The 23,290-nt window shown below is 64.6% G+C and carries 11 protein-coding genes; 1 reads left to right on the top strand and 10 read right to left on the bottom strand.

The annotated features are described in order from the left end of the window. Window positions 1-84: 84 nt before the first annotated feature. The 9 genes from PRN20_RS15495 to PRN20_RS15455 all read right to left on the bottom strand — a co-directional run bounded on the left by PRN20_RS15495 (window position 85) and on the right by PRN20_RS15455 (window position 20,742). Window positions 85-1,056, bottom strand: coding sequence for an ABC transporter permease (locus tag PRN20_RS15495; protein WP_273958447.1), 972 nt, complete (start codon window positions 1,054-1,056; stop codon window positions 85-87). 117 nt (window positions 1,057-1,173) lie between these two features. After that, on the bottom strand, window positions 1,174-2,844 hold the full coding sequence (locus tag PRN20_RS15490; protein ID WP_273958446.1) for an ABC transporter substrate-binding protein: 1,671 nt from the start codon (window positions 2,842-2,844) through the stop codon (window positions 1,174-1,176). 154 nt (window positions 2,845-2,998) lie between these two features. Next, on the bottom strand, window positions 2,999-4,021 hold the full coding sequence (locus PRN20_RS15485) for a LacI family DNA-binding transcriptional regulator (protein WP_273958445.1): 1,023 nt from the start codon (window positions 4,019-4,021) through the stop codon (window positions 2,999-3,001). A 242-nt stretch (window positions 4,022-4,263) separates the two neighbouring features. Then, entirely contained in the window at window positions 4,264-5,886 is a 1,623-nt protein-coding gene (locus PRN20_RS15480; protein ID WP_273958444.1) for an ABC-F family ATP-binding cassette domain-containing protein, read from the bottom strand. A 227-nt stretch (window positions 5,887-6,113) separates the two neighbouring features. After that, on the bottom strand, window positions 6,114-6,470 hold the full coding sequence (locus PRN20_RS15475) for a hypothetical protein (protein WP_273958443.1): 357 nt from the start codon (window positions 6,468-6,470) through the stop codon (window positions 6,114-6,116). A gap of 204 nt (window positions 6,471-6,674) precedes the next feature. After that, window positions 6,675-8,024, bottom strand: a complete 1,350-nt coding sequence (locus PRN20_RS15470) for an HlyD family type I secretion periplasmic adaptor subunit (protein WP_273958442.1) — start codon at window positions 8,022-8,024, stop codon at window positions 6,675-6,677. A gap of 12 nt (window positions 8,025-8,036) precedes the next feature. After that, window positions 8,037-9,905, bottom strand: a complete 1,869-nt coding sequence (locus PRN20_RS15465) for a calcium-binding protein (RefSeq protein ID WP_273958441.1) — start codon at window positions 9,903-9,905, stop codon at window positions 8,037-8,039. Further along, a complete protein-coding gene (locus PRN20_RS15460; protein ID WP_273958440.1) occupies window positions 9,902-11,647 on the bottom strand; it encodes a type I secretion system permease/ATPase in 1,746 nt (581 codons plus the stop codon). The genes PRN20_RS15465 and PRN20_RS15460 overlap by 4 nt, the downstream gene beginning before the upstream one ends. A gap of 68 nt (window positions 11,648-11,715) precedes the next feature. Continuing rightward, window positions 11,716-20,742 (bottom strand): peroxidase family protein, encoded by a 9,027-nt coding sequence (locus PRN20_RS15455; RefSeq protein ID WP_273958439.1) that lies wholly within the window; start codon window positions 20,740-20,742, stop codon window positions 11,716-11,718. A 162-nt stretch (window positions 20,743-20,904) separates the two neighbouring features. Between PRN20_RS15455 and PRN20_RS15450 the strand changes: the two genes are divergently transcribed. Next, window positions 20,905-22,314 (top strand): sensor histidine kinase, encoded by a 1,410-nt coding sequence (locus PRN20_RS15450; protein ID WP_273958437.1) that lies wholly within the window; start codon window positions 20,905-20,907, stop codon window positions 22,312-22,314. Here PRN20_RS15450 and PRN20_RS15445 read toward each other — a convergent pair. Next, on the bottom strand, window positions 22,304-22,972 hold the full coding sequence (locus PRN20_RS15445; protein WP_273958436.1) for a LuxR C-terminal-related transcriptional regulator: 669 nt from the start codon (window positions 22,970-22,972) through the stop codon (window positions 22,304-22,306). The genes PRN20_RS15450 and PRN20_RS15445 overlap by 11 nt on opposite strands. Window positions 22,973-23,290 lie beyond the last annotated feature (318 nt).

Raw genomic sequence — 23,290 nt, 5'->3', positions numbered from 1 at the left:
GGGAGCAAGTGCCGCGCCCGTGTCCGGCTGCGCTCCGAGCGCAAGGGGTGACGACTGAGTGAGTTCGCTCATCTGCTTGCCTTCTCAGCGTCTCAGGCGGGGATCGAGGATGACATTCGCGATGTCGGAAACGAGGTTCGCCACCAGCACCGACATGGTGAGCAGCAGGAGCTGCCCCTGGATGAAGGAGTAGTCCCGGCTCTGGATGGCGGTGAAGGTGAACTTGCCGAGGCCCGGGTAGTTGAACACCTGCTCGGTCACCAGCGCCCCGCCGAGGAGGAACCCGATAGACAGGGCCAGCGCGGTGATTTGCGGCAGGATCGCGTTCCGGGCCACGTAGCGGTAGCGCACGCGCTGGTCCGACAGGCCCTTGGCCCTCGCCAGCACGACGAAGTCCTCGTTGAGCAGGTTGATCATCACGTTGCGCATGCCCAGATGCCAGCCGCCGAAACTGACGAGGAAGATCGAAAGCACCGGCAGGGTGGCGTGGTAGAGGACGCTGAGGATGAACTCAGGATACCAGCCCGGCATCAGGTTGGGATCATGTGCCCGCCCCAGGGGGAACCACTTGAGCTCCAGCGAGAAGGCGTAGAACAGCAGCAGCGCCACGATCGCGGGGGTAAAGGCGTTGAGGATCACATTGATCGGCGTGAACACGCTGTCGAAGAAGCTGCCGCGGTGCCAGGCGGCGTGGATGCCCATCAGCGAACCGATGATGAAGGCAAAGAAGATGGCGATGCCCACCAGCACCAGCGTCCAGCCGGCGCCGTAGAACAGCAGCGACGCCGTCGGCTCGGGGAACTGCACCGTCGAAATGCCGAAATCGAGCCGCGCGACGCTTCCCAGATAGGTGAGGTACTGCTCCCACAGCGAACCCGTGAGGCCGTAGGACTGGCGGATCGCCTGGATCTGCGACTCGTTGAGCCGGCCCTGGAACGACGCAATGATGCGTGCCGAGGGATCGCCCGGCATCAGCCGGGGTATGAAGAAGTTCAGCGTGATCGCGACAAGGAGCGCCGCCAGATAGAAGGCGAGCCGCCGCAGCAGAAAGATCATCCGTCCTGTTCCTTCGCCAGTGCCGGGCGGAGCCGGATGGACCGCCTCCGCCCGCTACACCGGGGTGATCCACACAGGAGCGTTGGGACTCCTGGGGATCGCCCGCGGATTCGAGCCTTAGTGCTGCGCGATCGGCTTCAATGCCAGGGCGTGCAAGACGCGTTCGCGGGTGCCGTCATGCACCTGCGGACGGACGAACGGGTTCTCCTTGGTCACCCAGCCGGTGAAGCGGCGGGTCGAGTACTCGAACCAGGTCGGGTTGGCGAACAGCGACACCACCGGCACGTTCTCGGCCACGGCCTTGTGCACCTCGAGCAGAGCCGCGAGTTGCGCATCGCGGTCGGACGTGCTTTGGAAGCGGACGAGCGCCTCCTCGGCAGCCGGCAGCGGCATCTGGTGCATGGCCTGGAAGTCGATCTGGCCGGGCACCATCTGGCGCGGATTGAACATCGGGTGATACTGGCTGTGCGGCGTCGGGCCACCATTGGTCCACATCACGTAGACGTCGAAGTTGCCCTGCGGCACGCCGTCGAACCAGGCGCCCTGGTCCATCGTCTTCAGGCTGGCGTTGATGCCGACGTCCTGAAGGTTCTCGGCCACGGTCTGCCCGGTGTTGACCCAGTCGGTCCAGCCCGACGGCATGGAGATACCGAAGGCGATGGGCGTGCCATCCGGATTGTCGCGCCAGCCGTCGCCGTCCTTGTCGACGAACCCGGCCGTGTCGAGCAGTTCCTTGGCCTTCTCCGCATCGTACTTCATCAGCCAGGTATAGGGCTCGAGCGCCGCCTCGTTGTACCAGGTGTTGAACATCTCACCGGTGCCGATCGGGAACTTCGTGTGCGTCGTCAGCCCGAAGGTCGAAATCTCGACCAGCGTGTCGCGATCGATGGCGACCGACATGGCCTTGCGGAACTCGAGGTTGTTGAAGGGCGCCTTGGTGGTGTTGAGCTGCAGGTTCACGTCCGACCCGGCGGGCAGCCAGTAATTGTTGAACTCGGACTGCGGCAGGAAGGTCACGTCGGGGTCGGTGAGTCCGTCGCCGAGCCAATCGAGTTCGCCCGCTGAGAGAGCGGCCACGGTCTGCTCGTTGCCGTTCATCTGCGGGAATTTCAGGCAGTCGATCGCATTTTCGGCGTTGAAGCGGCTGAGCTCATTGCGGCAGATTTCGTAGCCGTTGCGCGAGAAGTTGCGTACCTTGGTCCAGGGACCGGTGGCCACCGGATTGAGGTTGGCGAAGTTCTTCGGATCGTCAACCGACTTCCAGATGTGCTCGGGCAGCGGATAGAGGCCGGCAAGGCCATAGCGGGCCAGCGCATCGGGCTTGTTGAGGTTGAACTTGACGGTGTGGTCGTCGATCTTCTCGGCGCTGACGACGTTACCGGTGCCGGCCTCGGCATTGTACACGTCGATGCCCATCGGGAAGTCGGGGTGCGCCTTGGCGTACTCGAAGCTGAACACCACGTCGTCGGCGTCGAAATCTTCGCCGTCGCTCCACTTCACCCCTTCGCGCAGCTTGTAGGTGATGCTCTTGAGGTCCTCGGGGATCTCGAACGACACGGCGAGCGCCGCCTCGTTCTCACCCGGGTGCCACAGGTTGTCGATCCACATCGGCTCGTAGGTGAAGTCGCGCGTCCGCTGCTGCGGGCCGGTGGGATTGTTCGGGTTGAAATTCTCCACCATTGCGTCGGTGTGATACGGCAACAACCGCAGGATCACTTCGTCCTGCGCAAACGCGCTCGTGGTCAGCAGAACGCCGGCCAGGACCGTCAAACAACTGGTTCTAAGCAATCTTTCCTCCTGTTGACGGGTCGCCCACATCTGAGTGTGAGATCGATCCCATAAACTCCCTGCCTCGGCCGCGGCGGGGCCGTGCCGATGGCTCAGTCACGTCCCCGCCCTGCCCGGCTTCCCTCCGCCGGACACGCGGTTCGATCCTTGCTCCCTATGCCTCCCTCGACTGATCTCGTGCCGGCCCCACGCTCTCGCGAACGATGAGTTCGGTGTCGACGACGGACCTGAGCGGTCCGGAACCGGGCTCACTCAGCAGCTTCAGAAGCAGCGTGCCCGCTGTCTCGCCGATCGTATCGACCGGCTGCCTGATCGTCGTCAGCGGCGGCCACAGGTGTTGCGCGTGAAAGGTGTCGTCGAAACCGATGACCGAAATCTCGTCCGGTACGGACTTGCCCTTGTGCCGCAGCGCCTGCAGGACACCGGCTGCCATGTCGTCGTCGCCGGCGAAGATCGCCGTGAAATCGCGGCCCTCCTCGATCAGTGCGATGGTGGCCGCGTACCCGAACTCCTGGCTGAACTCGCCACCGACGACATAGATATCGTCCATGCTCATCCCGTGCTCGGCCAGCGCCGCGGCAATGCCCTGGCGGCGCGCGATGGTGTCGCCGAAATCGGGTTGGCCGGAGAGGTAGACGATCTTGCGGTGACCGCGTGCGAGCAGGAAGTTGAGCGCATCGCGGGCGCCGCCGAAATTATCGAGCGTCACGGTTCCCTGCGCCACCTCGCCGCCCTTGCTGCCGACGTTCACCACGGGGATGCGGGCTGAGCGGAGGATTTCCGCCGCGTCGGCACGTACGGGCTGCTCGACATAGAGCAGGATGCCGTCGCAGGAGCGATCGACAAGTTCGATGATGGCGCGCGCTTCCTCGTCCTGGTCGGCATAGCCCGAACTCACCATCAGGGCCTTGCCGGCGCGGCGCGTAGCCCGCTGCAGGCCATAGACCATGTTGGCGAAGTAGGCCGTACCCACGTCCACCATCACCGCGCCGATCATGTTCGTGCGGTTGGAACGGAGGGACCGGGCCAGCGTGTTCGGACGGTAGCCGAGTTCGGCGATGGCTTTCTCGATGTCGCGACGCTTCGCCTCCGAGACATAGCCGTTGCCGGCAACGACCCGGGAGACGGTGGAACGGGATACCCCCGCCCGCTTCGACACATCAGTGATGGTCGCCATTCGCCCCGAACTCTCCCCCGGTCCATGTGGGACCGATCCCATGCTGAGATCGATCTCATGTCGGAGTCAAGAAGACCACTCTGCGGCTTCGGGCTTTTTGTGCTGGTTCCAGAACAGCCGGGCGCGATGACTCAAGCTATTGGGAATCCATGAACTTCCTGTCTGGTCCGAGCCGACGGCGACCCGCAGGGCCAGGAAGTGGTATTACGCGGGCCCAACTCGTCCGGGAGCGTGGCTCCGGCTCAGCTGCGCAGGCCCGGCGCCTCCTGGCCGGTGCTCTGCACATACTCGGTATAGCCGCCACCGTAGGTGTGGATGCCCTCGGGCGTCAGTTCGAGCACGCGGTTGGACAGCGCGGCGAGGAAGTGCCGATCGTGCGAGACGAAGAGCATCGTGCCTTCGTACTGCGACAGCGCTGAGATCAGCATCTGCTTGGTGGAGATGTCGAGGTGGTTGGTCGGCTCGTCGAGCACCAGCAGGTTCGGCGGATCGAACAGCAGGATCGCCATCACGAGGCGGGCCTTCTCGCCACCCGACAGCACCCGGCATTTCTTGTCGATCTCGTCGCCTGAAAAGCCGAAGCAGCCGGCCAGCGCCCTCAGCGGCGCCTGGTTCGCCTGCGGGAAATTGTCCTGCAGCGTTTCGAACACCGTGCGGTCGCCATCCAGCACGTCCATTGCGTGCTGGGCGAAATAGCCCATCTTGACACTGGGGCCGCGGTTGACCGTCCCGTCGTCGGGATCGGCCGCGCCAGCGACCAGCTTCAGCAGCGTGGACTTGCCGGCGCCGTTGATGCCCATGATGCACCAGCGTTCCTGGCGGCGGATATGGAAACTGAAGCCATCGTAGATGGTACGGCTGCCATAGCGCTTGGCGACGTTCTTCAGCATCACGACGTCTTCGCCGGACCGCGGCGCAGGGCGGAACTCGAAATTGACGGTCTGCCGGCGCTTTGGCGGCTCGACCCGGTCGATCTTGTCCAGCTTCTTGACCCGGCTCTGCACCTGCGCGGCATGCGAGGCGCGCGCCTTGAAGCGCTCGATGAAGGCGATCTCCTTGGCGAGCATCGCCTGCTGGCGCTCGAACTGGGCCTGCTGCTGCTTGTCGGACAGCGCGCGCTGCTGCTGATAGAAATCGTAGTCGCCGGTGTAGGAGGTCAGCGCGCCCCCATCGATCTCGACGATCTTGTTGACGATGCGGTTCATGAACTCGCGATCGTGCGAGGTCATAAGGATCGCGCCGGAATAGGTCTTGAGGAAGGCCTCGAGCCAGATCAGGCTCTCGAGGTCGAGGTGGTTGCTCGGCTCGTCGAGCAGCAGCACATCGGGCGCCATCAGCAGGATGCGGGCCAGCGCCACGCGCATCTTCCAGCCGCCCGACAGCGCGCCGACATCGCCCTCCATCATCTCCTGCGAGAAGCCCAAGCCGTCGAGCACCTCGCGGGCGCGGCCATCGAGCGAATAGCCGTCTAGCTCCTGGAAGCGGCCCTGCACGTCGCCATAGCGGACGATGATGTCGTCCATGGCGTCGGCCTGATCCGGATCGGCCATGGCGGCTTCGAGGACAGCCATTTCGGCCATGAGTTCGCTGACCGGCCCGGCGCCGTCCATCACTTCGGCCACGACGCTGCGACCGCTCATCTCGCCGACATCCTGGCTGAAATAGCCGATGCTGGTGCCGCGATCGACGGAGACCTGCCCCTCATCGGGCTGCTCCTCGCCGATGATCATGCGGAACAGCGTGGTCTTGCCCGCCCCGTTGGGACCGACGAGGCCGGCCTTCTCGCCTCTGAGCAGCGAGGCCGACGCCTCGATGAAGACGATCTGCTTGCCGTTCTGCTTGCCGATACTTTCCAGGCGGATCATGCGCTATTCCGAACTCGAACCAGTCCGCCTCCCGGAGGAGCCGGCCATCTACACGTGCGGCGGGACGAGTATCGAAGATCGATGCGCTGGGGAAGGCGCTTGCGCCGTTGCAAATTGCCGCTCATCGCCTGACAGGCCTAGCGACAGTCACGGAAGTGAAATGCCGGCCTGCGGAGCCGGCATTCACATATGTGATCCGATGTCGGCGTTACCGCCGACGAGGATTGTCAGCAGGCCGTGGCCACGCGGATGGCTTCGACCGGCAGGTCAACATTGTTCAGCCAGGTGACGTGGCAGCAGGGATCGTAGTCCGGCACGGCAACAAGGAGGCGGCCAGACTTGTCGTCAAAGGTGATGCGCGTCTCGGCCACGTTGCCGCACACTTCGCCATCACCCTTGGGCATCAGCGTGTTGAGGTCGTCGAGCTGGTCGCAGAAGCCACCCGGGGCTTTGTAGTTTGCGGCCCCATCGGGACCACAGTAGGGGCTGAGGCCGGAATTGGCGAGCTGCGTACCCGCAAGGGCGGGAAGCTGTAGCGACGGCAGCAGGGCTAGCGCGATGAGGACAGGCAGGATCTTCGTCATGGAATTGCTCTAGGAAATATTGAACCGAACCGGGCACTGCACTTCGCCCGGCGAGCTTTTCCGCTGATGGAACGACAGCAAGACGAATCGCGACGATACCCGCCTCAGATGGCCGGATTTGTGGTTGATGGTACGTTAACGCACCAGTTGGCAGGAGAGAGTTCACTCCCCAGCCCGCCGTCGCACCACCAACAGCCCTCGCCCTTACTCCTCCCGGAACGCCCTCGCGATCTGATCGGTGAACGGCTTGGCGAGGTAGGCCAGCGGGGTCATCTGCGCGGTCTCGACGAAAGCTTCGACGGGCATGCCGGGGCGGAGATCGAGGCTGTCGGCCAGTTCGTTGCGGTCGAAGGAGATATCGGCGAGGTAGTAGGTCTCGCCGGTCGCGGGGTCGCGTTGCGCCGCGGCCGAGACCCGGCGGACTGCGCCCTTCACCTCGGGGGTGGTGCGGGAGTTGAAGGCAGAGAACCGCAGCCGTGCGGGTCCACCGACGGTGATCTGGTCGACGTCGATGGTGCGCAGGCGCACCTCGACCTGCAGTTCGGCATCGGCGGGAACGATGGTGACCAGCGTCTCGGCGGGCGTGACAATGCCGCCGATGGTCGTGACATGCAGCTCGTTCACCGTGCCGGCTGTCGGCGCCCGGATGTCGGTTCGCGACAGCCGGTCCTCGATCGCTATGCCGCGCTCTTCGAGCTCGGCGAGGAGGGCGTCGAGCTGGCGGAGCTCGCGCTGCGCATCGTTGCGGGCGGTTTCATCGACGGCGAGGATTTGCAGGGCAACTTCGCCCATGCGCGACTGGGTGCGAGCCATCGAGGCGCTGATCTCGCCGAGCTGGCCTTCCATGCGGGTGAGGTCACGGCTGCTGGCGGCAACACGTGACCCCTCGATGAGGCCGTTCTCCTTGAGCAGCACAAGGTTCCGGTGTTCGGATGAAACGAGCGAGATCTCGTCGTTGAGGGAGTCGAGCTGCGACTGCAGGCCGGCAAGTTCCTGGTCGAGCTGCTGCTGCTGCAGTTCGAGCTGGGCCTTGAGCCGGGTCCGGTTCAGGAGGTTGCCGGCAAACAGCTTGCTCTCTCCGGCAATCAGGTCGGCAAGTGCCGGATCGGCGGCGTCGAACGTATCCGGGAACACCAGCTCGGTGCTGCCGTCCCGCTCGGCGACGAGGCGCATACGGCGCCCGTTCAGCTCGCCGAGCTGCCCGTTGATGATCGCGAGCTCGGCGCGGGTCTGCGCATCGTCGAGCCGGATCAGCAACTGGCCGGCCTCGACCGTATCGCCCTGGCGGACCGCGATCTCGGCGACGATACCGCCGTCGCGGTGCTGGACGGTCTTGACGTCCTCGACGACCTTGACGAGTCCCGGCGCGATGATGGCGCCAGATATGACGGTATTGGACACCCAGTAGCCGCAGCCACCGATCAGGGCGAAGGCGAGCACGAAGCCGAAGGCGACATGCCCGCCAAGCCCGAAGGACTTCTCGCGGACACGCTTGGCCGGCTTGCGCTTTTCGAAGCTGGCAGCGCCACCCGTCGGGATATCGAACGTAGCCATCCTCGTGCTCCCCTAGACCGCAGCGGTTTCGTAGACGAAGGGCTGCTGATGGCCCTGAACGGTGACGGTCATCTCGAACTCGAAGTTGCCGTCGGTGTCGAATTCGAAGACCGTTAGCTCCTTGCCATCATCGTCATCGACGTAGCGGATGCGCAGCCTGAGGGCGTTCGGATCATCCTCGTCCCGGTCACGGTAGTAGTGACCAAAGCGATCCTCGGCGGCCTCGTCCTGGGACATCGTGAACTCGAACGCCTCGACCTGGATGTGATCGCCGACCACGAAATCGAGGATGTCGTGGACCAGCGTCGGTCGATCGACGTCCTCCGGCAGCGCGAAGATGAAGGTGTCTTCTCCGTCGCCCCCGGTCAGCTGCATCTCGGCGTCGCCGACCATGAAGATGTCGGCACCGCTGCCGCCGACGACGGCCTCGAAGCCGCTGAACTTGTCGTCTCCGGCCTCGTCGCTGATGATCGAGCCGGCAGTGAGGTCGAAGGTGATCGGCGCGCTGGCGGCGGAATAGTCGATGGTGTCGAAGCCCTCGCCGCCCTCGAGGTAGTCGACGGTTGCATCCATCGCGGCGACGGCCAGGTCGTTGCCCTCACCGCCGAAAACGATGTCTTCGCCAGCGCCGTCGTGGATTTCATCGGCGCCCGCGTCTCCCTGCAGGAGATCGGCACCTTCGCCACCATCAATGATGTCGGCGCCCTCCCCTCCGACGACCGTATCGTCATCGGCGCCGCCCAGGAGCATGTCGTTCCCCGCCTCGCCGAGCAGCACGTCGCTCCCTGCCTCGCCGGCCAGCCGATCATCGCCATCGCCGCCGGACAGCGTGTCCTTGCCATCTCCGCCGAGGACGACGTCATTGCCGGCGCCGGCCCAGACCACATCGTTGCCGGCACCTGCGGAAATCTTGTCGTCGCCGTCTCCACCGACGATGAAGTCGTCTCCGCCCAGGGAGCTGACAAGGTCGGCGCCGGCGAGGGCATGGATCGTGTCGGGTCCCTCGGTGCCCGCGATCTGATCTGCGGCCTCGGTCCCGTTGACGGGACCGCGGACAATCGGAATGAAGGCCGTGCGGGGGACGCTCGTCGTGCCGTCGCTGATCTCGAAGTTGACCTGGACCTGGCCTGCGGCGGCCTGTGGGCCCGAGTTGTAGATGAAGCCCGCCTCCGTCTGGACGATCGCCCCCGAGGAGACGGTGACGTTCCTGACCGTGAGCTGATCCCCATCTCGATCGACGGCCTGCGCCAGCAACTGATCGAGGCCGATGACGACGGCGGTCCCCGCAAACGCCTCCTGCAGCAGGATCGGCCCATCGCGGACATCGGGCGCACGGTTGCGCCGCTGTGGCTCGCCGGACGACGCGCCTCCGCCGCTGCCTGGCGACTGCGTCGAGGAGCCGCCCTGGACACGAGCACGCTCGCCGGCCTGGGGCTCGGCCTCAATCGGGGGCGGTGCCTGTGGGGCAAGGATGCTGGAACTGTCGATCGGCGGGGAGTCGACCAGCGTGTGCTTGCGGACCGGGAACGGCACCACATTGTCGGTGCGATGGAACGAGCGGGTGCTGTCGAAATCATCGCGCACCCCTGGGGACTTGGTTGTCTCCCCATCTTCGGCGGCTGCCGATTTGGCCGACTGGCTCGCGTCATCGGACGGTGCGGACGGCATGCCGCGCGGTCGTTGATCCGCCGTCGCTTCGGGTTCATTGTGAACCGTCACTTCCGTCGAGGACATCGCCGTCTTGATGAAGCCGAGGACTGCGGCGAGAACGACGCCGAAGAACAACGGAAGCCTGGTCGCGGCCTGGCTCGGCCGGAAGCGGTAGCGTTCGGCCGGGGAGGCGGCTTCGGCTTCCTTGGTGCCTTTTACCTGGATCGTCATGCGACTGCCCCTCCCTTGGAGAAGTCGGCCCGGGCCACGTTGCTGGTCGTGCGCTGCGGCTGCAGCACTTCGTCCTTGGGCCCGAATGCCGTCATGCGGCCGTTCTGGATCACCGCAACGAGGTTGACGGCGACGAGGGCGCTGGGGCGGTGGGCGATGATCACCGCGATGCCCCCACGCTCCCTGATCCCCTCGATGGCGCGCGTCAGCGCCTGCTCGCCCTCGCCGTCGAGGTTGGAGTTCGGTTCGTCCATCACGACGAGGAAGGGGTCGCCATAGAGCGCGCGGGCGAGGCCGATGCGCTGGCGCTCACCGGCCGAGAGGACGTTGCCCTGGGGGCCAAGCGGCGTGTCGTAGCCGCCGTCGAGCCGCACGATCATGTCGTGGACGCCGGCAGCCTTGGCCGCAGCCACGATGCGGGCGGGATCGGGAGTGACGCCCAGCCGCGAGATGTTCTCGGCGATCGTCGCGTCAAGCAGGCCAACGTCCTGCGGTAGGTAGCCGACGTGGCTGCCCAGTGCTTCGTCGGACCACTGGCCGAGGTCGGCGTCGTCGAGCCGCACGCTGCCGCGCAACGTCGGCCAGATGCCGGTAAGGGCCTTGGCGAGAGTCGTCTTGCCGCCGGCGCTGGGTCCGATGATCCCGAGGGCCTGTCCGGCCTGGAGCTCGAAGTTCACCTCGCTCAGGAGGACGCGGCCATTGGCGGGCGCCGAGACGGTGATCTTGTCGACCTTGAGGGACTTCGCGGGCGCCGGCAGCGGCATCGGCTCCTTGGCGTCGCCGAGGGAGACCAGCGTGTCACGCAGGCGGCGCATGGAGTTGCGGGCCCCGACGACGTTCTTCCAGTTGCCGATGGCCAGGTCGATGGGAGCAAGGGCTCTGGTTGCAGCCACTGACGAGGCGATGATGGCACCAGCGGAAAGATCGCCGATGATGGTGAGATAGGCCCCGAGGCCCAAGAGCGCCGATTGCAGCAGCATGCGCAGCACGCGGGACATGGCGCCCAGCGTGCCGCTGATGTCGTTGCCCCTGGTCTGGAGCGTCAGGTGCTCGCGATTGGCTTTGTCGTACCTGGCGACGGCACGGCCGGCAAAGCCCATGGCCTTCAGGATATCGGCGTTGCGCGCATTGGAATCGGCGACGGCGTTGCGGCTGACGACGGCCTGCTGCGTCGCATTGGCGAGGCGGCGCGAAAGCAGCTCGTTGATGATCGTCAGCAGTGTCAGGATCACGGCGCCGCCGAGCGTCATGGCACCGAGCAGCGGGTGCAGCAGGTACACGAAGATCATGTAGACCGGCATCCATGGCATATCGAAGATCGCCATCGGTCCCTGGCTGCCGAGGAAGCCGCGAACGGTATCGACGTCCCGGCCACGCTCGAGCGACTCGGCGGTGGAGAAACCGAACCGCGGCATGTCGATCGCAACCTTGTGGGCGATCGGGGCGAACTTGCGATCGAGGCGCGCACCGACGCGCACGAGGATCTGGGAGCGCACGATGTCGAACAGCCCCTGGAAGAGATAGAGGCCGATGGCGAGGGCGGAAATGGCCACCAGCGTCGGGATGCTGCCGCTGGCGAGCGCCCGATCGTAGATCTGCAGCATGTAGAACGCGCCGGTGAGGGCGAGGATGTTGATGATGCCCGAGACGGAGAACAGGTAGAGCCCGATCCCCCGGAACTCGCGCTTGAGCGCGTCGTTGACGCGCTCTTCGGCCAGCGCCTTGGTATTGTTGATGCGCATAAGGGTCCCCAACGATCTCGCTTGCAGCTATCGAAACGGGGCGGTGCCATTGGCACCGCCCCGACAGATCAGAGCGTGAAGTCGCTGGCCGTGAGGTTGTGGTTCCCCACGATGTTCAGCTTGAACTCGGCGGGGTTGTCGCCGTCGACATTGCCTTGGATCACCGTGTGTTCGACGCCGTTGATCGTCTCATGTGTGACGAGCAGCTGACCGACGGCGGCCACGCCCGAACTGACGATGGTGGTGCCGAAGGCCTGGTTGCCGGAGACGGTCGTGTTGGCGTCGATGTTGCTCAGGTCGATCTTGTCGCCCGCCTGGAAGCCGACGATCGTGTCGCCATTGGCGGCAGCCACCGACTTGAAGACAAACGTGTCGTTCCCTGCACCGCCGTTCATCACGTTGACGGCTTCGCTGGCGATGATCCTGTCGGCGCCCGAGCCGGTAACGACGTTCTCGATCCCCCACAGCGTATCCGAACCCGACTGGGAGCTCGTTGCGCTGCCGTGCCCCTGGGCACCCGTGCCCAGGTCGACGGTGATGTTGGCGGTGATCGCGGCCATGTCGAGCGTATCGTTGCCGTTGCCGCCTGACATGTCGTCGCCGAAGTACGAGTCGTTGCCGTCGTTCACCTGGGCGACGAACCGATCGTTGCCATGTCCGCCGATGGCCTTGTCGTTGCCGTTGCCACCGTCGATCGTGTCGTTGCCATCGTTGCCGAAGAGGCGATCGTCACCATCTCCGCCATAGATCAGGTCGGCATCATCGCCACCCATGGCGGTGTCATTGCCGGCGTCGGCGTAGATGGTGTCCTGGCCCGCCGAGCCCGCGACGAAATCCGCGCCAGCTCCTGCCAGCAGTAGGTCCGCGCCGCCGCGGCCGATGATCACGTCGTTGCCTTCAAGCCCGATCAGATGGTCGTCAGAGCTCGTCCCGGTGAGAATGTCGCTGCGGGAGGTGCCGGTGCGGGGTGCGAGAGCTACCTCGTCCTCTTCTTCTGACACCACGGGGCTGGGCGGCGCTTCTTCTTGCTCGCCACCAGTACCCGGACCACCAATCTGCGGTCCGGTGCCGGTCGACTTGTAGCTGACCGAGTTGGTGCCGTTGGTCACGGTCGTGACGCCGTCCTGGTCGGTCGTGCTCTGATACCCGGAGGCGCTTGCTCCGCCCGGCAGTTCGATCACGTCCTCGGGGCGCAGCGTCCCGATGATGGTGTCGTGCCCGCCATTGGAGCGGAACACGATGCGGTGGGCCGAGTCGAGCCCGGTGATGTCGATCGTGTCGTTGCCGGCGTCGCCATCGATGGTGATGGTGTTGAGGCGCAGGCTGGTCGAGGAGAAGTCGCCGAACACCTCGTAGCTGTCGCCACCCGAGCTGCCGTTACCGGAGGGATCCGCGCCGTTGATACGGATTTCCTCGATCTCGGAGAGCTCGGCCACCACCGAAGTCGTCGCACCGACGGTGCGGGTGATGACGATCTCGGTGCCCGCCGCGAAGACTGTTCCGAGCGTTGCGGCAAGCGTCGCGTTCTGCCCGGCCGTCATCGCGTAGATGCGGTAGGTTTCGGATTCGGAATTACCCGTGATGGCGAAGGTGTCGCCGAGGGCGATCTCGGTGCCACCGTTGACGACGTCGCGGCCGTCTGTCGGCGTGCCTGCCGCGTTCGCGGCCCAGGTGATCGTGTCGTCGCCGGCATCGCCGTTGATGGTGTCGACTCCGGCGTTGAGGTTCGGAGCCGTGACGGTGACGGTGAAGTTGTCGACGAAGAAGTTGTCGCCATTATCCCAGGCGCCATTGGCCTGGAAGCGTATGGCCGACTGAGGCCCGATCTGAGCAGCCGTCAAGGCGACATTGAAGGTGCCGCTCGCCGTGCTCAGAACGCCGCCGGTCAAGGTCTGCCAGCTGCTCGTGGTGTGGTTCCAGGCCTGGACGGTCACGTTCTCGGTGCCCGTGAGGCTGCTATCCCCCACGTAGGTGAACTGAACCGAGGCCGATGTCGCTCCGGTCAGATTGAACGAGCGCTGGATGAACTCGCCACCGTCGATGCCTTCCTCGAAGTGAAGCCGGCTGCCGTTGGCGGTGTTGATCTGAATATCTCCAGCGTTCGGATCTGTCGTTTCGCCACCACCCTCGGTCCAGCCACCCACCCACGGGACCGTACCGTTGCTGTTGCTGTAAGAGACTGTCTGGAAGGTATCGGCGTAGGTGCCGGTGTTCGAACCGATACCGCCCGACAGCGTGTCGTTGCCGTCGCCGCCATTGAGCACGTCGGCGCCCTCGCCGCCCCTGACGTCGTCGTTGCCGCCATTGGCGTTGACCGTGTCGTTGCCGCCATTGGCGTTGATGATCTCCGCGGCCGCTCCGCCGGTCGTGGTCTGGGCGGTCTGGAGGCCATTGATCGTGGTCGTCGGGACGGTCGCGAGGGTGAAGTCGCTGATGTCGATCTGGGCGTCGGTGACGCCATTGATGCGGATCGTGCCCAGCACGTTGCCGTTGCCGTCGTTGATGGTAAGCAGCCGGCCGGCCGGTCCGGTGACTGCAGTTTCAGTCACGCGGGCCGCGAAGTTGACCGATGTGATACCCAGGCCGCTCAGGTCGATCTTGTCCTGGTTGGTGGCCTGGCCGCCATCAGCGTCGAAGCTGGTGATGGTGTCGTTGCCGAAACCGCCCGCGTTGTAGACGAGGGTATTGAAGCCACCGCCGACGTTGATCGTATCGTTGCCGGCACCGCCGATGATTATGTCGTTGTCGTCGTTGTCGGTGCCGATGATGTTGTCGTCACCCCGGCCGGCGTCGATCAGGTCGTTGCCGTCGTCGCCGGTGATGGTGTCGGCCCCGTCCCCGCCGAACAGCTGGTTGTTGCCGTCGTTGCCGAGGATCGTGTTGGCGAGTGCATTACCGCTGCCGTTGATCGCGGCAGTACCGCCGGTCAACGTCAGGTTCTCGACATTTGCTCCGAGGACGAAGCTCACCGAGGACTCGACCCGGTCGATACCGCCGGCCGCGGCCGCATTGGTCTCGCTGACCGTGTCGCCGGCATCGTCGACGATATAGACATCATTGCCGTCACCGCCTGTCATGGTGTCGGCTCCGGCGTCGCCATCTAGAGTGTCGTTGCCGAGGCCACCGTTCAATGTGTCGTTGTCGTCGCCGCCGTTCAGCGTGTCGTTGTCGTCGCCGCCGTTGAGGATATCGGCGCCCAGACCGCCATTGAGCGTGTCGTTGCCGGCAAGGCCGTTCAGCGTATCGGCCAGGTCGCCGCCGGAGATGACGTTGGCGATGCTGTTGCCGGTACCGACGAACTGGTCGGCATCGATGCCGGTGTAGGTGAGGTTCTCGACGTTCGCCATGAGCTCGATGGAGAGCGCGGCCATTTCGGTCAGCACCTCGTCGGTGCCGCCACCTGCGGCCTCCACCACGACGTCGAGCACGTCGTCGACCACGTAGTCGTCGTTGCCGGCGAGGCCGACCATCGTGTCTGCCCCGAGGCCGCCATCGATCAGGTCATCGTCGCCATTACCCGAGCCGCCGACGAGCAGGTCGTCGCCGTCGCCGCCGAACAGGTCGTTGTCGCCGGTGCCGCCGAAGATCAGGTCATTGCCGAGACCACCGGTAATCGCGTCGGCGGTCCCGTTCTCGCCGACGATCATATTGTTGGCCAGCGAGGTGGAGAGGTTGACGCCGTTGGCGGCACTGTCCCGGTTCGCCGGATCGGTCCGGCTGATCAGGTAGTCCGCGCTGCCGAGTGCGTAGCCGGCAAAGCTGGCGCCGTTGAAGTTGATGCGCTCGACGCCCTGCTGGGTGTTGTTCGCACCGTCGAAGTGGTTCACCACGGTGATGGTCTGCGCGACCGTAGTCGCGCCGTCCGTCAGGCTGTAGTTGAGCACCAGGTCGCCATTGGCGGTACCCTGGTCATTGTCGGCGGCATTCAACGCCGTCAATGTCCGGATCGGCAGGTCGGTCGCCGGATCGACGCCCGTGGTCGGGGCGAGGATCGAGATCAGGTCGGCCGAGCCCTCGTTGTTGAGCTCGTTGATGACGTCGTCGCCATCCCCCATCGTGAACGAGTAGGTGTCGTCGCCGGCTCCACCGTTGAGCGTGTCCGTTCCGATGTGGAGAGTGGGAATGGATGCCGTCACCACGAGATTGTCGATGTTGACGATGTCGGAGCTGCCAGCCGTTGCCTCAAGTCCGGAAGCGACGAAGCGGATGGACGCCGTCCCGAATGGCCCGTAGCCGGAGAGGTCGATGTTGCGGGAGGCGGTGTTGGTGGCACTGTTGATAGTGTCGATCAGGACATAGTTCGCCTCGGTGCCGTCGCGGGAGAACCACACGTTGATGGCGTCGTCGGTGTTCAGGTCGAGGTTCTGTTCGGCGATGGAGTACCTCAGATTCACGGCCGTAGCGCCGGTGAGGTTGAACGTGCGCTGTATCGAGGCGCCGTCGCCGGAGTCGAACTGTAGCACCCCATCGGTGACACGGATCTGGCCGTTCGCGGACGTGGAACTGTTGTCGTCGCCCGACTCGCTCCAGTTCGATGCCCAGGTCAGCGTGCCGTCGGAGTCGTTGTAGCGATTGTTGTTGCTGGTCGAGCTGAAGTCGTCTGCAAAGGTCCCCGTGTTGCCGCCAGCGCCGCCGACGAGGACGTCGTTGCCGCCGAGGCCGTTGAGCACGTCGGTGCCCGCGAGGCCGAGGATCAGGTCGCCGGTTGCCGTGCCGTTGAGCACCGGCTGGTTCAGCGGCGGAGCGCCTAGCGGCGCAACGCCGTTATCGTTGTACGGAGTGCCGGTGATGATGTTCAGCGCGTTGCCGTCGAGAAACTCGACCTTTTCGATGTTGCGCAGCTTGTCGGTACCATCGAGCTGGTTCTCGATCGCATGCGTGACGATCACCTGCCCGTCCGCGGTCGCGGCGAATGTGTATTCCGAGCGATTGCCCAGGAACACAGCGGTGTCGATGCTGTTGCCCGGTGTCGGGTCCGAGAGGATTTCACGTACGATCGTCAACTGGCCGGGATTGATGGTGCCCTCGAGCATCCAGGCAGTCAGCGGCTTGGTGACGCCGTTGATGGTGACCGGGCTGGTCATGCTCTTGAGGTTGTTGGCGCCATAGAGTTCGGCACCCATCCCGCCGGGGGTCCCGACGACGAACTGGCGGATGCTGATGCGAACGTTCAGCCACTTGTCGCCATCGATGATATCGTCGCCACCCTGGCCGTAGATGCGATCGCTGCCGTCACCGCCAAGGATGATATCGCCCGAGGCGAACGAGGTGACGCCGGCGCCGAGTACGGCCTGCAGGCCATTGATGAGCGCTATGCCCTGGGCGTCGAGTGCGCTGCCGAGGTACCCGGTCGAGCCGCCCTGGGCGAGCGGCAGCATGGTGGTCGCGTCTTCGTTCGAGCCCTTGAGCACGTCGTCGAACTGGGTGCCGGAGAGACCCTCCACGGACTCGAACTCGTCGAGCGCGGAGTTCTGCGGCAGGGTGGGCGCCTCGTCGAACACGATGCCCACCGACAGGTCGGCATTCACGAAGGCGGCGTTGTCCTTGTAGGTCGCCCAGTCGAAGCCCGACATGCCGGCCATCTTGCCGCGGCCGGGGCTGCCCACGAAGACGTCGTCACCACCCTCGCCGATGAACTCGTCGAAACCGCCATCGCCGAGAAACACATCGTTTCCGTCGATGCCGTCACGGGCGAAGATCTCGTCGAAGTTGTCGCCGGGCGCGCCGTCGAACGTGCCGGTCTCCAGCCAGTCGTCGCCCTCGTTGCCGAGAATGCGCTCGGCGTTCTTGTTGCCCAGGATGAAGTCGTTGCCGAGGCCGCCGAACACCTCCGAACCCATGTCGGTGCCCAGCACCACGAAGTCCTGGCCGTCGCCGGCGAGCACCAGGTCGAGACCGTTGCCGGCGTTGACCACGTCATTGCCCTTGCCGGCCTTGATGTTGTCGTCGCCGCCGGCATCGCGGATGATGTCGTCGCCGTCGCCGCCATTGATGATGTCGTTGCCGAACCCGCCGTCGATCCGATCATTGCCGCCATCGCCGAAGAACGTGTCGTCACCGATGCTGCCGATCAGGATGTCGGCCTGGTCTGTGCCGCCGAGCAGCACGTGCTCGTCACCGGTATAGCGCAGGTAGTTGGTGTCCGGCCCGACCGTGGCCGGGTTGTTGCGGATCACCAGCGGGGTCAGGATGCCGCCGCCGGTCGGGTCGTTGCCGAGGTTGTCGGCGGCTTCGTTGACCGCGGTATTCGGGTCATCGAGCAGGATGCCGTCGGCGCCGGCCGTTTCGCCCAGGCCCTCGTTGTACTGCTTGGTCCGGTCAACCTCGAGGATGAGGCCGGGGGTCGAGAACACGTCCGAAGGCAGGTGCGTGGCGTCGGTGTTCCGCATGATCATGGCGGCAAACGAATTGGCCTCCATCTCGCTGAACAGGTGCAGGCCATCAAGGCGCTGCAGGTAGTAGAAGCGGTCGCCGTTCTGCAGCTTCTCCATCTGCGTCTCGAAGACGAAGTTGAAGGTTGAGCCCAGCATGCCGCCGAACGGCATGGTCTCTTCGGCAAGGCCGCCGATCCACAGGTCGACATTCTCGAGGCCGCCGAGCGCGCCGCCGGCATAGGTGCCGGTGGCGTTGAGGAAGTCCACGGCGTCCGTCGGCACGACGAAACCGGGGATCAGAGCGAACTTGCCCACGGCGACGCCCGTGATCAGGGTCAGCGCGGCGTCGCGCTTGCCCTCCACGGTGGTCTCACCGGTGATCAGCGAGTGCGTGCCATAGGCCGCTATGAAGTTGATGATCGAGGCTTCGTTCTTGAGGTGTCCGGCGAAATCGACCCAACTCTCATAGGGCTTGAGCAGCGATTCCTCGTTGGTCGCCTCATAGAACTCGCGGCGCGTCGCATTGAGCGAGGGCACGCCCGTATCGCGGCCGCGGGCGAGGTTGATGGTCGCGAGGTCGAGTGGCAGCCCGAGCAGGTTGTTGCGGAGGGCGCTCGTGACGAACTCGTCGATCTGGTTGCCGACCTGCCGCGTCATGCCGCGGATGATGGCGCCAGCCGCGATCTCGGCGTCGACCGGCGAGGTGGTCCCGTTGGTCTCGAACTGAACCGGGTTGAGGAAGCCCTCGACGAGGGCGATATCGCTATCGGTGAAAGTCGGGTCGTACCGGTCGATCGACTCGGTCAGCATCGAGTGCCCGAAGCGGTAGACCACGTGCGCAAACTCGGCGACGATGTCCGGGTTGATCGTCACGTCATACCCGTCCGGGACGAGGAAGACGTTGATGTTGGGCTGAATCTTGCGGGCGAACTCCTCGAACACCAGATGCTGGTACTGCATCTCGGTGCCGAACTTGGCTGTCTGGAACAGCCGCTCGCCATCCCAGGTGAAGGTGGCGAGGAACGTGTCACGCGCCGGCCCCTCCGGCGGAATGACCAGTGCATCAACCTGTGCCTGGGTCAGATCGGTCAGCAGCCATTCGTTGATGAAGGCCGCGTCGCGCGACTCGAGCACCGTAACCTTGGTGTGCTCGACCAGCCGGTTGTGCTCGGCATGGAACACGTGGTGCACGGCGGTCAGGCCGATGTTCTCGTTTGCGCGGCCATCGCCGGCGATGTAGTGCGCGTCGAGCAACTCGTTGTCATAGACGCCCGGCAAGTTGCCCGGATTGTTGAGACCGATCTCGATGTCGCCGTCAGCGAGGCCTGTCGGCACCGCGCTGTGCGCGATATCGGCAAGGAATGCATGCCCGGTGTAGACCGTATTGGCCGGCAGCAGCACGCCGAGGCCGCCATTGGCCGCCGGATTGCCTTCGATCAGACCTGTCCCGGTGACGATCTGCGGATACCCGTTGGCGCCACGGATGAACTCGCCATAGGCGTCGGTCGCCAATAGCGGAATGTTGCCGACGTCGGAGTCCAGGAGTTGGATGCCGAGCAGATCGGCCGCCTGAATCTTGACGTCGAGCCACGTCGCCATGCCGCCGTGCACGCCCTGAATAAGCTCACCCGTCGAGACCGGCTTGCCGGCCGCGTTCAGCGCATACTCGCGCAGGAACACCTGGTGCGAGGGGTGCGAGGTGTAGGTCTGGTTCTGGTCGACGAACGGCGTCGTGGTGTTGACTGGGCGGATGTCGTCGGCGGTGCCCATATTGCCATCGGGGCCGGGCAGCACCGTGGCGCGGGTGAGCACCATGAAGTTGAGCCCCGGTGTGGCGGCGTTGAAGAGCGGGTCGTCGGGGAGGAGCGGGATGTAGACCGTACCGCTCCCGCCCTTGCCGACGAGGTCGAGGCCGTGATCGAAGAACTGGCCAAACAGCGTGAACCACGAGTTGAAGGGCGCGGACAGGCCCTCGTCCGGCGCAACGTTCGGGATCGATACGTTGAGCCCGTCCATCTCGATGCCGTTGGCCTCGAGCAGGGTGAGGAGCGCAGCATTTGCCGGAGAGTCGGCGATTGCCTGTTCGGCTGCGTTGACAGCCGCCAAGGCAGTTGCGGCAGCCTGTTGCAGTGCGACGTTGTTCGGGCTCGCGGCTGCGGCGGCGGAAGCGTTGGCGTAGGCGCGCTGCGCATCGCCCAGGTCTTCATAGAGCGGGCGGACCGGTGCATAGGCAGCCGAGATCTGCGCGGTGATGGCCATCTGCTGGCCGGCATCGACGCCGGCGCGCTGCAGGGCGGTGAGGATCGCGGAGGGGTTGGCGAGGGTCTGGTCGACGATCAGGTTCGAAATCGTTCGGAGGCTCGAGTCGACCACTAGGAAGTTCGGATCCTGCGACGAAGTCGGAGTGCCCGACATCGGCAGATAGGTCGCAGCCGTGGAGCCGGCGGGCCCGAAATTCATCACCTGCCCCGGACGCCACACCGTGCCCAGGTTCTCCGGGAAGGGCTGGTCGGCCGAGCCCCAGGTCGGATGGAGGAGGTTGTTGTTGGTCCCGTCGACGGAGCGCAGGCCCCAGGAGAGATTGTAGGTCGGGATCGAACCGCCGGGTCCGTAGAGCGGCTTACCCTGCGTCCCGCCGCTCTGCACATAAAGCGCGTGGTCCTCGGCGATCTTGATCTGCGCGAGGATGAAGTCGAGATCCGACCGGATGTAGGTAACCATGGTAACCCTCCTGCTGACGGGGACCTGAGCGCGCCCCTGCAACCCACGCCGAACACGGGGGATTGCCTTACCCTGAGGGTTGCCGGTTCTCGTGGTCGAGCGTTAGCGTAGAAGGTCTGGTGATCTGCTTCCCCCTTCGACCTTCCGAGGTGCAGGACTTTGGTGCCGGATCTGATCAGACCAAAGTCCCGAACCTTCACCCTCCCCAGGTGGGGAAATCTCAGCCTGTCGGTACAATTCCTTGCCGTCGGCGGACTCGTCCTGACCCTGTCGATGGCGATCCTTGGAACGCTGGTGGGGGACCTCATCAGGCAGACGGCGCTGCGCACGGCCGGCGAGGAATGGGCAGCATTCCTCGGTGCGTTTCTCGAGCCGCATATCCAGCAGATGGCGCCGGAAGGTCCGCTTACAGCGCAGGAAGTGGGCGAGCTCGACGCGCTGTTCGTAGACACGCCGCTCGGCGAACGCCTTGTCTCGATCAAGATCTGGTCGCTCAACGGCAAGCTGCTCTACAGCACCCTTAAGGAGAATGTCGGCGAAGTCTTCGACGTGGACGACGTGCCGGCGGCGGCAAGCGGCAAGACGGTCGTCGCGCTCGATGACGCGGATACGCCCGAAAGCGAGCACGAGAACGACCTGGGCGTTCCCCTGATCGAGGTCTACGCGCCTCTGCACGACCTGCGAACCGGCGAGGTCATTGCCGTAGGAGAGCTCTACGAGGAGGCCGACCTCCTGGTCTCGGAGCTCGCGAACAGCCGGACCACGACCTTCATGACTGTGAGCCTGACGACCGCCCTCATGCTCGGGGCGCTCTACTTCATCGTGCATCACGGCACGCTCACGATTGCTCGCCAGCGGGCCGACCTTCGGCAACACGTCGAGGATGCCCAGCAGCTGGCATCGCTCAACCGCGAGTTGATGCTGAGCGCCGACAGGGCCAGGCTGGATGCGAGCGAAGCGAACGAGCACCTGCTGGCCCGGATCGGCTCCGACCTGCACGATGGGCCGGTGCAGTTGCTGAGCCTCGTAATGCTACGCCTGTCCGCGGGGACCTCGTCGGTGCCACCGGAAGGGCTCTCCGCCAGTCAGGTCGACGAACTCATCACCATCACCCAGACGTGCCTCGCCGAACTGCGCAACAACTCGGCCGGCCTCAGCCTCCCGGAGATCGGCGACATCGGCATCCGCGAGACGCTGGAACTCGCGGTCTTCCGCCACGAGGACCTGACGGGCTCCAAGGTGTTCGCGACGTTCAGTGACTTGCCGGAGACAGTCTCCGATGCCGTCAAGACCTGCGCTTACAGGGTCGTGCAGGAGGGCCTCACCAACGCATTCAAGCACGCACCGGGGGCCGAGGTGACCGTCAGCGCGCGGGGCATTGCGACCGACCTCATCATCGAAGTTGCCGATACAGGCGGGACCGCCCCCAGCGACGAGGCGCCCAAGGCGGGCCACAAGCTCGGGCTTGCCGGAATGCGCAACCGCGTCGGCGCGCTGAAGGGAACGCTCGAGATCACGGCGCTGCGACCGCGCGGCCGGAAGATCCGCGTTACGCTGCCGATCAGTACCTAGCAGGTGCGAACTGCTCGCGCTGGCCGGACTTCTGCGCTTCGATGACCAGCTCGACCCGGTTGCGGGCGTGCAGCTTGCTCATCATGTTGGTCATGTAGTGCTTGACCGTTTTTTCGCTGAGCAGGAGGCTGTCGGCAATCTCCCGATTGGTCCTGCCGTGCATCAGGTGCTCGAGTATCTGCTTCTCGCGCACGCTGAGCTTGATCGCCCTGTTGATCTCGTCCTGTCGCGCCCGGTTTCTCAGGCCGCCCATCACCTGGCTGGCGTACTGCTTGGTGATGAAAAGCTCGCCGTGCCGGACCGCCTCGGTTGCTTCGAACATCTCGGTCAGCGTGCTGCCCTTCAGCACAAAGCCCATGGCGCCAGCATCGAGGGCGCGCAGTGCGGAGTCGACGCTGGAGAATGCAGTGAAGACGACCGTCTTGACATTGGGCTGGCTGCGCGAGATCTCCGCGATCGCGCCGAATACATTGCCCGGCATGCTCAGGTCGAGGAACAGTATTTCCGGGGCGTGCTTCTCGACGATGCGGAGCGCTGCATCGGCGGAATTCCCTGTCGCAACGACTTCAAACGCGGGATTGCGGCCAAAAAGCACCGCGATGCCATCGAGCAGGACAGGATGGTCATCTACAAACGCAACCCGACAGAGATTCGACATTCCTGCACCCAAATCAGGCACTTGCGACGATCGCCTAGCAGCACGCTACAACGACCCATTAATATTTGGTAGAAAATCCCTAAACATTGGTTAAACGGCCACCGACTGACTGTAAATACTTATTTCATTACAGCAACTTCGTACCATACCGCACAATGAGTCGCCAAACATCAGATCGACACGCTTGTCGTAGCAGAGAATGACTCATGCGGCCATTCCAGTCCGCCGGACATACTTGAAACTGGAACCGCAATCGCGACTGGGATGAACAAGGGCGACGCACAGCGCCGCCCCGTGCTTAAGAGAGGTGGGACCGGC

This window comes from Devosia sp. ZB163, from assembly GCF_028613635.1.
Classification (GTDB): domain Bacteria; phylum Pseudomonadota; class Alphaproteobacteria; order Rhizobiales; family Devosiaceae; genus Devosia_A.
Note: the sequence above shows the minus strand (reverse complement) of the source record. Positions and strands in the feature narration are given on the sequence as shown.